Below are 11,979 nucleotides of genomic sequence, written 5' to 3'. Positions count from 1 at the left end.
GCTGGTGGCGCCTGTTGTTGCCTGCCGTGCCTTACCTTTGCTCCACCACATGCTGCTCACCCGCTTGTCGAAGACTGTTACTCGTAACGAAAAAAGCCGCACTCAACTGATCGCGGCGTCGGTTTTGATGCGAATGACATTGGCCGCGCTCAACGATCCATCGCGCCAGAATTCCATGTGCGCATACTGCTCGAAGAGGTCAGGCGGCAGGATGGTGCGCCGAGGCTGCAACGCGACCTTGGATTTGACCCGATGCAACCCGCTGACGCCCAAGGCGTCATCAAAGTCCGGCGCGTCATAGCTGAGGTTGTCGAAATCATGCTCGAACCACGGCTCGCCGATAAATTCGTAGACCAGCCGCATCACCCGCTCAGGCGCCTGGGACAGCAAGTCGTAGTCGACGACCAGCATGGAGTCGGCGTTTTCCCCGTAGTACGCCTCTTTGAGCGCCGACCAGGCATAGCCCACAAGGCGATTGCGCTGGCCCAGCGTTTCAACGCGGCTGTAGACCGTGTTGCGCTCGACGTCATCGTTGAACAGCTTGGTGTTCTCGAACGGGTTGGCGCGATACAGCCGCTCAAGGCTGTCCATGATCCAGGCCACATTGCGCACGCAGGCGATCACTTTGGCCTGGGGGAACAGGTCATGCAGCGCGGGCATGCGCGCGCACCATTGGCGATTGGTGTCAAAGACTATCGGGAGAGAGGTCTTGTCGGCGTAGTAGGAATCGAACAAGCCTCGCAGCAAACGGCGACGGGTGTCGGCGTCAATCACCGAGCCAAACTCACTGCCGGCGCTGCATTGCCCCAGCACGCCGTTGAACAGGGTGCCTACAGGGCTGCTCATGCCGGCGTGAAAACGCGGGTTCTGCAACAGGATCGCAGAGAGCAAAGTGGAACCGGAACGCGGTAATCCGGAGATAAAGTGATACTGCAATCCGTTCACCACTTTGTAGGACGAAAATCCATTTATCCGCCAAGCGTAGCTGAGGATTGCAGTGCCGACTAGTGGTCATTTGCCACTATTTTGGCATTCGCCCAATGCCGATTTGAAATTAGCGGCAACCCTCTGGTTGCAAAGGTTCTGGACCGCGGCACAGTACGAACAACCGCGCGCGCGCCCCGCCGCCATCCTGACGCAGAAGCTCTCGCCAACCTTCAGGAATCGGTGCGAAATCATCCGGCGGCTCGGTGCTGCTGATCAGCCACGCACGCCGCGTATCGGCGGGTAATGCCGACAGGCGGTCAAGGTAAATACGCCCACCGTTCTGGTCCACCAGCGTGCCGAACCCGTACGCGTTGGGTCTGGTCGAGCTGCCATCAGGTTTAGGCGGTGTGTAAAGCTGCAATTGGGCGTCGGTCTGGTCGTAATACACGTAGCTGAGGTACCACATCATGTCGCTGAGGACGATGCGGTCGTCTTCCTGGTAATTACGGTTGACGAACTCCACCGGGACATTGAACTGGTCATGCACGTCCACCGTGGCGTTGTTCTTCAGCCCCAACAATTCCACGCCTGCGAACAACACGAACAGCGCCGCCCCCAGCCACGACAGGCGCTTCGGCAGGCGGTCGATGGCCACTGCCACGAGGATCGGCAAACCGAGTGCGTACACCGTGAGGTAGCGCTCGATAAAGACCGGTGAGATGAACGAAACACCGTACACCAGCAGCATCGGCAGCAGAAAGAACGAGGCCAGCAAGCAAGTCGGGCGATAACGCTCGCGGTCACGCCATACGGTGAAACCCACCACGGCGATCAACAACAGTGGGAACAGCCAGAACAACGGCGGCCAGAAACCGATGCCTTCGTCCTGAAGCACGAACTGCCAGATCATCGACGGCACCGAAATCAGTGAAACCGGATCTTCCCAGCCGATATCACCGCCGACCTTGAGCTGCTCGACGTGCCGGATCAGGTCCAGCAGGTTCGGCAGCCAGGGCAGGTACAACACCACAATTAATGCGTTGGCGCACCACCACGACGGACGAAGTACCAGGCGTTGGCCGCGCGCTTGAGACGTACACAACACGCCCAGCCACGCCCAATGCACCAACACGCACAAAGCGGTGAAGTAGTGGGTGTAGAAACCGGCCGCCATCAGCAGCAAATAGGCCACCAGGTAGCGCGTGCGCTCAGGCTGACGTACCCAATACACCAGCGCCAGCGTGGCGCCCAGCAGCCACACGGCCAGCAACGAGTACATGCGCACTTCCTGGCTGTAACGCACTGCCGTCGGAAACAGCGCCAGAAAGACGCCCGCCAGCACGGCCGCGCGATGGGTAGACAACTGTCGTGTTAGCGCGATGCCAAGCCCGACCGCCACCACGCCGGGAATGGCACTCATACCGCGAATCGACCAGATGCCGTCGCTAAACAAGCCGATCCAACCGCGTAGCATGAAAAAGTACAGCGGCGGGTGCACGTCATGGGCCGCGTGAAACCACAGGTCATCCATGGCGTATTCACTGAGCAACAGGCTCGAGCCTTCATCGCCCCAGATCGCCGAGGCGGTCAGGCCATAGAAACGCACGGCCATGGCCAGCGCCAGGATCGGCACCCACCATAAGCGGCTCAGCCAGCCGGCACCCTCCCAGGCGGCCGAGAGGCGATTGACTGCGGGAAATGCCCCAACTTTGTCGTCTTGCTCTACCACAGACCGTCGCACCTCAAATCCCCTCATACCGCCCGTTAACCGGGGCGAAACCTGCACTCGCGCAAACAAGCGCCACTCTAGGACAAAAGCCCCGTTTTCGCTCGCTGTTTTGCAACCGCCAGGCGGCGTGCAAAACCGCCGACTACGCTCTGCGATGACGCCAGATCGATTGGCGTCACACCCTCGCAAATCCCACCACAAGGATGAAAGAGCATGGAAGTATTCCTCGGCACCATTCAACCCTTTGCGTTTAACTTTGCCCCACAAGGCTGGGCCTTGTGCGAAGGTCAGATCCTCTCGCTCAATCAATACCAGGCGCTGTTCGCCCTGATTGGCACCACTTACGGCGGCAACGGCACCCAAAATTTCGGGTTGCCGAACCTGCAAGGCCGCTTGCCCATCGGCCAGGGCAACGGCGTAAACTTGTCACCGCGTGTTGTCGGTGAGTTTTCAGGCACCGAAAGCGTCACCGCCACCCTGGCCAACCTGCCCACCCATACCCACGGCACCACAACCCTCGCGGCCAGCACCGCAGTGCAACTGACCAGCGCCGTCAGCAATCCGGTGACAACGCCGACCGCCACCAACGCCTATATCGGTGCTTCCGGCACCGGCCCCGGCAGTGCTTCGATCTACTCCGACCAACAAGGCGCCAACCCGGTGACGCTCAAAGGCGTCAACACCACGTTGACCGGCACGATTGCACCAGCGGGCCAAGGCTTGCCCATGGGCACGATGAATCCGTTCCTGGTGATCAACTTCAGCATTGCCCTGACCGGACTCTTTCCGTCACGCGGCTAAAAACCCGGCCGGGGCTCACGGCCTCGGCGCTTCTGAACTGGAGCCTTTTATGTTGAACCTGGTCACCTCTGAGCATTTTCGACCGTTGCTCAATTGCAACAGCATGCTGTACCTGCCCGATGGCTCGGCGCTGCCGATCCAGATCCAGCACCTGACCGAAGCCCCTAAAGCCACCCTGCCGGGCAGCCCACGCGGGGCATTCAGTGTGTTGTTCGAAAGCCTTGGGCCCACGGATTTCATTGACGGTTTATGCCGTTTGCCGCTGGTGGACACCTGCCTGGAAGAGGTGTTTGTATCCCGCGAGCCCGCCATGGGCCGTGATGAGCAACGCGGTTACTTCTGCATCGTGTTCAACTGAGATGGGTACCACACCAACCGCTGCGCGGCGGGCGTTTCTTCTTCCACACGAAACCCCAGCGCCAGGTAATGCTGGCGCGCATGGGGGTTGCTCGCCCAGACCACCGTGGCCACCGGGCAAAACACCTGGGTGGCCGCCCGCTGCACACCTTGCAGCACCGCACGGCCAAAGCCTTGGCCGCGCGCGGCGGGGATGAATGCCAGGTACAACACGCGGATTTCATTGGGGCCGAAATCAGCACTCAAGGCGCCGATGGGCGTGTCCAACTTCTCGATAACGTAATGCAGGGCACCGGGGAAATGCTCGTCCAGGCCCTTTTCCTGCACGTGGAACTGCTGGGCTATCACGTCCTCCACCAGCGCCTGCTCGCCGTCGATCCACTGCAAATCCGCACGCGCCGAGCGGTAGAGGCGCTGCAAAAACGGCCCGTCGCTGCTGCGGGACGGGCGCACTACCAAGCCCTGCGCCAAGGCGCCATCCTTGTTCAACATTGCGTTCAACTCCTGTCAGAACCCGCTTTCCCTCACACCCAACGCGGCGGCGCGTCGCCAGGCCACGCCCAACAACGACTCACTGCGGCCTTGCAACACCACCACACCGCGCAACGGCTGATGGGGCGTATCGATCGGTTGCTGGCTTTTCAAGCGCGCCCCGTACTGGGCCTGTAACGGCTGCGGGCGTTGATTTTCATCGCGGCGCACGGCAATCGGCCCGTGGTGGTCGGACGTCAGTGCCTCTTGATCCAGATAGGCCACACCGTTAGCGTCGATGTCGGTCAACTCCACCGGGATCGCCGCGTGCATGGGGTCATCGGCGATAAAGCGCCCGGTCGCGCCCGGCGCCACCCGCCACAGTTCGGCTTCTGCCAGGTAACCACGCAGCCGCGCGCCCTCTTCCACCACTTGCGCCAACGGGTCTTTGGGCGACAGCCAGCGGCCCACGCTCAATTGCGGCAGTAAATCGCGTACCGTGCCGGCGTGAGGCGCACGTAACAGCAGGCGCTCGCGCTGCGCGGCCAAACCTCGGTATTCGGCCAAGGCCTGGGACAGGCGCTGATCATTGATCCCGGCGTCCGCCGCTGTTTCGCTGCGCCCGGCCTGGCGGCGCATCTGCAGCTGCAGGATGTCCACTTCACGGCGCACGATGCTTTGCCGCGCATCCAGGTCCGGTGATTCCAGCTCAATCAGCACCTGGCCTTGGGTCACCACCTGCCCGTCCACCACAGCCAAGGCCTTGACCCGCGCCGCCACCGGCGCATGCAGCGCACTGGAGCGCCCGGCCTCAAGCATGGCCGGCAACTCCACGGCGCTGCGCCACGGCAGCACCAGCGCCAGCACGATCAGCAGCAGGGCCAGGCCGCTGAGCAGCACGCGGGGAGTATGGGCCTGGGTGCGGCGGCTCCACCACTCGCGCCACTCCTTGAAAATCGGCAGGAAGATGAACCACACCAGCTCAACCAGCATCAGGAAGATCCCGAGCAGCTTGAAGAACAGGTGATACACCGCCAGGGCGATCCCCAAAAACAGCGCCGCCCGCCACAACCACGCCAGGTAGCCCCAGCCCAGCAGTCGCCGTTGCATCTTCGGTGACCACGGCTCCGGCGCCGGTTCCCCATAGCCGAACAACAGCTCACGCAGGCGCCAGCGGCACAGCGCAAAGGCACGGCCTTGCAAGTTATCGACACCCCACAAATCACTGATCAAAAAGTAACCATCAAAGCGCATAAAGGGGTTGAGGTTGATTGCCAGCGTGGTCAGCCACGTGGCACTGGCCAGCATGAACGCCGCCGTGCGCACCGGGCCATCGGGCAGCAGCGACCAGGCCAGCAAGGCAATGCACGCCAGCAGCAACTCGGCCATCACCCCACCGGCGCCGATCATTAAACGTGCGCGGCGATCATTGACCCGCCAGGCATCACTCACGTCGGTGTAGAACATCGGCAGCAACACCATGAACGCCACACCCATGCTCTGCACCCGGCAGCCAGCGCGCTTGGCCATAAAGGCATGGCCGAACTCATGGCACAGCTTGGCAAAGAACAGCGCCACGCCAAACGCCAGGGCGCCGCCGAGGCTGAACAGGTGCGGGAAGGTCGCCAGAAAACGCTGCCAGTCGCGCGCTACCAAAAACACGCCCAGCACCAGGATGATCGGCAGGCCGTAACGCAACAGCCCCGGCCCGAAACGCGCCAGCCAAGGCCACGCACGGTTGAGAAACGCGTCCGGACGCCACAGCGGAATACGGAAAAACAGATACTGATGCAGCAACACCTGCCACAGGCTGTGCTTTTGCGCGGCGGCTTTGTAGAGGTAACTGGCGCGCTGCTGCGGGTCGAGGGCGGCGATCAAGTCATGGGCGCGCAGAAAACTCAGCAGCTTCTCCACTTCGCTGCCGCCCAACAGCAAACCCGGCTCACGGTTGGCCGCCTGCAGGACTTTTTCCGGATCGCCCAGGGACCAGTGGCGCAGCAGGCGAATGGCGGTCGCGCCGAGTTTGAAATAGCGCCCGCGTACCGGGTCGGCCAGGGTCCAGCGCGGCGAGCCGTCCAGGGCCGCGCCGGCACTGGACAGTTGCAGGTCTTCACGCAGTTTGGGCAGGCTCATCAGAGGCCAACGCTCTGGCGCAGGCCCGCCAGCGGCCTGCGTAACAAATACAGGGCCAGCGGCGCACGATCACCATAGATTTTTGCCGTGCCGCGCAGGCCGATACGCGGCGGCGCTTGATCAAACTGCGCATCGAGTCGATAAGCAAGCTGGCCGCCTGGCGTGGGCTGCGCTTCATACGCCGCACGTTGCAGGGTCGCCAGATGGCGTTGCAACGGGTCGCTGTCGAGGAACAGCGCCACTGGGGCGTTGGGCGCCAGAGCAATCGCGTCACCCACGGCCAGCTCGATACGCAGCTCGGCTTGAGCCGGGTCGGCGATCTGCAACAGGCGTTCGCCGGTTTGCACGGGTTTGCCGGTCCAGCGTTCGGCGTCGGCAAACACTGCGATGCCGTCGCGCTCGGCGCGCACCTCGCTGCGTTTGAGCAGTTCGCGGGCGTAGTCGCGTTCGGCGCGTTTTTGCTCGACCCGGGCCGCCAGCAGGTCGATGCGCGAGCTTGATTCGGCATCGGCAAACGCTCGCTGGGAATTGGCCTTGAGCTCAGCCTCCGCCACGCCCAGGGCGCGCGCCGCCACATCCGCCTGGGCGGTGAGCGTGGTGCTTTCGAAACGCAGCAGCAGGTCGCCAGTTTTCACCGCCTGGTTGGGTTTGACCAGAAACTCGGCGATCACCCCATCCAGTGGCGCCGCCACCACTTGCCCGGCCAACGGCACCACTTCGGCAGGCGCCAGCACCGATTGGCGCACGGGAATCAGCAGCATCAACAGCAAGGCGACCACCACCAGCACCTGGCGTTTGCGCGTGAGGCGCAACCGCCACGGCTGACGCGGTTGCAGCGCGTGCCAGGCGTGGCTGTAGGTATCGCCCAATTGAGCCAGCAACACCTGCTCGGCCGGGTTCCACGGCGTATCTCGCGCCAACCACAAGCCGCCGAACACACGGCCATGGGGATCGATCAACGGCAGCCAGAACACATGCCCGGCGGACAGACTTTGCCAGTCGGCCTGCACCGCGCCGCTCAATTGTTCGGCGGGTACGACACGTGCGGTCTGGCCCAGCGCCTGCTTGTGCAACTGCGCCACTGCTTGCTCGACGAAAGCCACAAACGGCGCGTTCGGGTCGACGCTGCTCACCGCCGTCACAGCCTGTATCTTGCCGGCGATCAATAGCGCGGCATGGCGATAACCGAATAGAGGCTGTCCGTCATTGACCAAGCTGTAGGCCAGTTGCTCGGTAGTGCGTGCGGCGCGGGTCTGGCGTTCCAGCTCCAGAAATTGCGCGAACACCCGCTCGATGTGCCCCGGCATCGGTGCGTTCATTGCAGTTGCGCAAAGTGAGCGGTGCCGCTCATACCAGCCATCAAGCCAGTGGCGCTGGGCAAGGTGGCGACCAGCAGCAGGGTTTGGCTGCCCTCGTCGATTCGGGCGCCAAGGCGTTTGACGGTGGCGCTGAACGCCTGGCCGGTTTCGTCCGGAGTGAAGTCGAAGGTCTGGCCGGGCTTGAGTTTGCCCATCCAGCGCGACGGTACAAGCAAGTGGATTTCAAGGCTGTGGTTGTCGACGATTTCCAGCAGCGGCGCCCCAGCCGACACGCTTTCATAGCGCTGCACCTTGCGTTGCACCACTTGGCCGTCAAACGGCGCCAGCACGCTGCAGCGTTTAACCTGCACCTGGTAGACCTGGGACTGGGCCTGGGTTTCGGTGAGCTTGGCTTCGGCACGCGCCACTTCAAACCGGCCGACCGAATTGAGCGCCGCCAATTGTTTGTTGTGGGCCAACTCTTCACTGGCGCCACGGCTGGCAGCCTGGGCGGCATTCAGTTGGGCCTGGTAAGCCGAACAATCGAAACGCGCCAGGGTGTCACCTTTCTTGAACGACTCGCCCTCGCTGAACGGCAGTTCGACGATACGCCCGGACAACTCGCTGGCCAGCATCGCCTGGTCGCGGGCCCGCAACACGCCGCGTGCTTCACTGCCGTTGCCGGCGGTAGCCTCGAGTGGGTGATCCAACAGCGGATCGTCCGCCATCGCCAGTTGCGCTACGCCAATCAGACACGAAATCCCTAACACCCAGCTACGCAACTGCACCATACGTTTACCACTCCCTGACGATGCCCGCAGTCTAGGGCAGCAAGATCAAATTGCCACTACCTCACAGCCGACAAATCTGAATTTATTGTAGGGCGCTGCCGACGTATTTGCAGGTGTGCGTTATTATTGCGACCTTCCAAGGACTCAGGATCAAGGACACGCTCATGCGCATCGGTTTTCTGTCACCTCTGGCCCTGGCATTGCTCGCCGGCCTTTCATCCCAAGCCCAGGCCAGCGGCGATGACTCGTGTTACCCCGATTGGCGGGTCTCGCGCGACAGCCTTGAAGGGTGCAGCAACCTGCCCTTCCTGAGCCCGGGCAACGACAGCCGGGTCAACCTGCGCCTGTTGCTGGCCGACAAGCAAGTCGCGCCACTGACGCCGAATGCACTGAGCGAAACCGACTTTGAGGAAGGCTTCGGCCCGGTGCCGTTCCCGGTGTATCGCCTCACCCCGATGACCAACGCCGCCGTCGAAAAACCTGACGCTGCGCCCACGCCCAGCAAACTCGATGAGCTGCTCGCACCTCTGGGTATTCAGCGTGAACACGACCAAGCGGCGGGTGACGCGTTCCTGACCGGCGAAGGCAGTCGCTGCCGCAGCAACGACGAAAGCAGCGCCACGGCGTTTATCAGCCAAGTGGTCAACGCCGATCTGCCTGAAGCAGAACGCCGGCTTTTGGTCACAGGCCGTCTGAGTCTGCTGGGCGCCTGTACCTGGGAGGGTGCAAGCCTGGGTGATCCGGAGCAAATCCAGTCAGCCGCAGGCCGCGAGCTGCGCACGTACCTTCAAGCCGCTGGCGATTTTTACAGCGGCCGTTTTGGCGACGCGCAACGCGGCTTTGTCACCGCCGCCACCGGCAACCTGCCCTGGGTCAAGGAAACGGCGCTCTACATGATCGCCCGTACCGAGTTGAACCAGGCCCAGGAAAACGCCTTCGACGAATACGGCATGCCGCAATTGGAGCATGTGGATAAGTCCGTGTTGGCCGATGCGGATACCCGCTTCAACCTGTACCTGAAAACTTATCCACAGGGCGAATACGCGGCTTCCGCCCAAGGCCTGTTGCGCCGAGTGCATTGGCTGGCGGGCGATACCGACAAGCTGGCGAATGACCTGGCCGCGCAATTGAGCACCGAGCAGCGCAACGTGTCGTTGGACGACCTGGTGCAGGAAACCGACAACAAGCTGCTGAGCGCCATCAACAAACCTGCGGCCAACCCGCTGATGCTGGCCCTCAACGACTTGATGTGGATGCGTGCCGGTAACCCGCCCAAACTGACCCGCGAAGCATTGGCCGCACAGAAGCCGATCTTCGCCGAGGAGCCAGCGCTGTACGACTACGTGCAAGCGGCGTTTGCGCTGTACGTCGAGCATCAACCCGACAACACCTTGAAACTGCTGCCTCAGGACGTACCCGCCAACCTCGGCTACCTGGCTTTCAGCCAGCAGACCCTGCGCGGCCTGGCCCTGGAAGCCAAGAATGACTGGAAAGGCGCCGAAGCCCTGTGGCTGAAACTGTTGCCTCTGGCCAAGCAGCCCTTGCAGCGCGACCAGTTGGAACTGGCCCTGGCGATGAATTACGAGCGCAGCGGGCAACTGGCCAACGTGTTCGCGACCGACTCGCCAATCAGCTTCAAACAGGTGCGCTACATCTTGCTGCGCAACATCGCAGGCCAGGATTTGCTGCGCCAGCAGATCACCCAGGCCAGTGACCCGGCCGAGCGTGAAACCGCGCAGTTTGTGTTGCTGTACAAAGACCTGATGCGCGGCCAGTACGCCACGTTCGCCGAAGATCTCAAACAACTGCCGACCCCGGTGCCAGAGAACAAGCTCGGCACCAGCCTGGGTTATGTCTACACCGACGGTCGATCGCTGCGGTTGTTCCAGTGGAGCGGCGATAAAGCGGAGTCCGGCTACACCTGCCCGAGCATTGCGCAAATCGCGAGCGCCCTGCAGGCCGATCCGAAAAACCCCAAGGGCCTGAATTGCCTGGGTGAGTTCATCCTGCGCAACAATCTGGACGGCATGCCGCTGGACCAGGCGCGCGCCGCCGGCAGCCTGGGCAGCACCGCCTCGCTGTTCAAAGGCGAGACCTTCTCGCGACTCGACGGCTACCGGCAGGTCATCGCCAACCCCAAGGCTCCGCATAACGACAAGGCCTACGCGCTGTTCCGTGCGATCAACTGCTATGCGCGGGCCGGCTATAACAACTGCGGCGGAGTAGATGTCGACAAGTCCGTGCGCAAAGAGTGGTTCCGCCAGCTGAAAACCGGGTTTGCCGACACTGAGTGGGCCGAGTCCCTGAAGTATTACTGGTGAAACACCTGTGGCTAGGCTTGCTGTTGCTGGCAAGCCCGGCCTTTGGCGCTGTTGACGCCCGCGACTATGACGCCTTCTGGCTGTGGAGCGGCGTCACGCCGCAGCCGGTACTCAAACAGGCAAAAACCCTGTACATCCTCCAGGGCCAAATCAACTCCACCCGCCGCGCGCCCCAGCTTGGCGTGCAGTTTATCGCCCAAGGCATCAGCGTCCCGCGCATCACCCAAGGCGACGTCTGGGTGGTGTACCGCGCCCACACCCTGCACTGGCCGGAACAGGTCTACACCCAGCTGCTCGGCCAGGTGCAACGCTGGCGCGAGGCGGGCAACCCGGTGGTCGGTATCCAGATTGATTTCGACGCCCGTACCCAATACCTGCACGAATACACACACTTCCTGCGCGACCTGCGCCAGCGCCTGCCCGCCGACCTGCTTCTCAGCATCACCGGCCTGATGGACTGGGGCAGCAACGCCGACCCGACCGCCATCGCCCAGCTCAAGGGCGTGGTGGATGAGGTGGTGGTGCAGACCTATCAGGGGCGCCACAGCATTCCGGATTACGCCGCGTACTTACCTCGGATGAACCGGCTGGGGCTGCCATTCAAGATTGGGCTGATTCAGGGTGGTGCGTGGGAAGAGCCGGGGTATTTGAAGGGCAGTGAATGGTTTCGCGGGTATGTGGTGTTTTTGCAGAACCCGTGATCACGCAGTACTCCCTGTGGGAGTAGGCTTGCCCGCGATAGCCATAGGTATCCACACATCTTTTTTTACGTGTTGAGTGCTGTGCTTTTGCCCTGCTTTTGCTTCAACCACTCAGGTCGGCTACCAGGCCGCCGTGCTCTGCTTTTGATCTTGATCTGCTGTTGATCTTGATCTGACAGGCCCCGTTAACCACGATGGCCAAACGCAGGCTTGAATCCGTGGGTAACCCGGCAGGACGCCGGGTTAGCCGCACTGGGCCAAGGATGGCCCATTGCGGCGGCCCACGGATTCAAGCCGGAGTGCGGGCATGCCGAGCCTGGGCGAGGCACCGAGTGGTGGGGCAAAGACCTTTTGGTTACTTTTGGGGCGTTTGCCAAAAGTGACCCGCCGTAAGGGCGGAACCCCAAGCAGCCGTTACCGCAGCAACGGATATGTACTCAATCTACCTAA

10 protein-coding genes are annotated in these 11,979 nt (G+C 62.2%); 4 read left to right on the top strand and 6 right to left on the bottom strand.

Features of this window, described 5'->3' with window-relative positions:
* Positions 1–102 precede the first annotated feature (102 nt).
* Positions 103–945: a sulfotransferase family protein gene (locus tag A7J50_RS00770; RefSeq protein ID WP_064454833.1), complete on the bottom strand. Its 843-nt coding sequence runs from the start codon at positions 943–945 to the stop codon at positions 103–105.
* A gap of 109 nt (positions 946–1,054) precedes the next feature.
* Complete coding sequence (locus A7J50_RS00765) at positions 1,055–2,668, bottom strand: glycosyltransferase family 39 protein (RefSeq protein WP_064450109.1); 1,614 nt, start codon at positions 2,666–2,668, stop codon at positions 1,055–1,057.
* 201 nt (positions 2,669–2,869) lie between these two features.
* Between A7J50_RS00765 and A7J50_RS00760 the strand changes: the two genes are divergently transcribed.
* On the top strand, positions 2,870–3,457 hold the full coding sequence (locus A7J50_RS00760; protein WP_064450108.1) for a phage tail protein: 588 nt from the start codon (positions 2,870–2,872) through the stop codon (positions 3,455–3,457).
* A gap of 49 nt (positions 3,458–3,506) precedes the next feature.
* Positions 3,507–3,815, top strand: a complete 309-nt coding sequence (locus tag A7J50_RS00755; protein WP_064450107.1) for a hypothetical protein — start codon at positions 3,507–3,509, stop codon at positions 3,813–3,815.
* On the opposite strand, the gene A7J50_RS00750 is transcribed toward A7J50_RS00755, so the two are convergent.
* Genes A7J50_RS00750 through A7J50_RS00735 form a run of 4 tightly spaced genes read right to left on the bottom strand, consistent with a single transcriptional unit; the run spans position 3,791 to position 8,507 of the window.
* Positions 3,791–4,306: a GNAT family N-acetyltransferase gene (locus tag A7J50_RS00750; RefSeq protein ID WP_064450106.1), complete on the bottom strand. Its 516-nt coding sequence runs from the start codon at positions 4,304–4,306 to the stop codon at positions 3,791–3,793. The two genes, A7J50_RS00755 and A7J50_RS00750, sit on opposite strands and share 25 nt — an antisense overlap.
* A gap of 15 nt (positions 4,307–4,321) precedes the next feature.
* Positions 4,322–6,418: an HlyD family efflux transporter periplasmic adaptor subunit gene (locus tag A7J50_RS00745; RefSeq protein WP_064450105.1), complete on the bottom strand. Its 2,097-nt coding sequence runs from the start codon at positions 6,416–6,418 to the stop codon at positions 4,322–4,324.
* Positions 6,418–7,737 (bottom strand): efflux RND transporter periplasmic adaptor subunit, encoded by a 1,320-nt coding sequence (locus A7J50_RS00740; protein ID WP_064450104.1) that lies wholly within the window; start codon positions 7,735–7,737, stop codon positions 6,418–6,420. Before A7J50_RS00740 ends, A7J50_RS00745 begins: the two co-directional genes overlap by 1 nt.
* On the bottom strand, positions 7,734–8,507 hold the full coding sequence (locus A7J50_RS00735; protein ID WP_064450103.1) for an efflux RND transporter periplasmic adaptor subunit: 774 nt from the start codon (positions 8,505–8,507) through the stop codon (positions 7,734–7,736). Before A7J50_RS00735 ends, A7J50_RS00740 begins: the two co-directional genes overlap by 4 nt.
* Before the next feature lie 164 nt (positions 8,508–8,671).
* On the opposite strand from A7J50_RS00735, the gene A7J50_RS00730 reads away from it, so the two are divergent.
* Complete coding sequence (locus A7J50_RS00730; RefSeq protein ID WP_064450102.1) at positions 8,672–10,828, top strand: hypothetical protein; 2,157 nt, start codon at positions 8,672–8,674, stop codon at positions 10,826–10,828.
* Positions 10,825–11,529 (top strand): DUF3142 domain-containing protein, encoded by a 705-nt coding sequence (locus A7J50_RS00725; RefSeq protein ID WP_064450101.1) that lies wholly within the window; start codon positions 10,825–10,827, stop codon positions 11,527–11,529. Before A7J50_RS00730 ends, A7J50_RS00725 begins: the two co-directional genes overlap by 4 nt.
* The last annotated feature ends 450 nt before the right edge of the window (positions 11,530–11,979 follow it).

It is taken from the genome of Pseudomonas antarctica, assembly GCF_001647715.1.
Taxonomy (GTDB): domain Bacteria; phylum Pseudomonadota; class Gammaproteobacteria; order Pseudomonadales; family Pseudomonadaceae; genus Aquipseudomonas; species Aquipseudomonas antarctica_A.
This window is presented reverse-complemented; position numbering and strand designations above follow the sequence as displayed.

Bases quoted from the DNA above. Each gene is read 5' to 3' on its own strand.
- A7J50_RS00755 (WP_064450107.1), top strand. From the start codon at position 3,507: ATGTTGAACCTGGTCACCTCTGAGCATTTTCGACCGTTGCTCAATTGC.
- A7J50_RS00730 (WP_064450102.1), top strand. From the start codon at position 8,672: ATGCGCATCGGTTTTCTGTCACCTCTGGCCCTGGCATTGCTCGCCGGC.
- A7J50_RS00735 (WP_064450103.1), bottom strand. From the start codon at position 8,507: ATGGTGCAGTTGCGTAGCTGGGTGTTAGGGATTTCGTGTCTGATTGGC.
- A7J50_RS00745 (WP_064450105.1), bottom strand. From the start codon at position 6,418: ATGAGCCTGCCCAAACTGCGTGAAGACCTGCAACTGTCCAGTGCCGGC.
- A7J50_RS00740 (WP_064450104.1), bottom strand. From the start codon at position 7,737: ATGAACGCACCGATGCCGGGGCACATCGAGCGGGTGTTCGCGCAATTT.
- A7J50_RS00750 (WP_064450106.1), bottom strand. From the start codon at position 4,306: ATGTTGAACAAGGATGGCGCCTTGGCGCAGGGCTTGGTAGTGCGCCCG.
- A7J50_RS00760 (WP_064450108.1), top strand. From the start codon at position 2,870: ATGGAAGTATTCCTCGGCACCATTCAACCCTTTGCGTTTAACTTTGCC.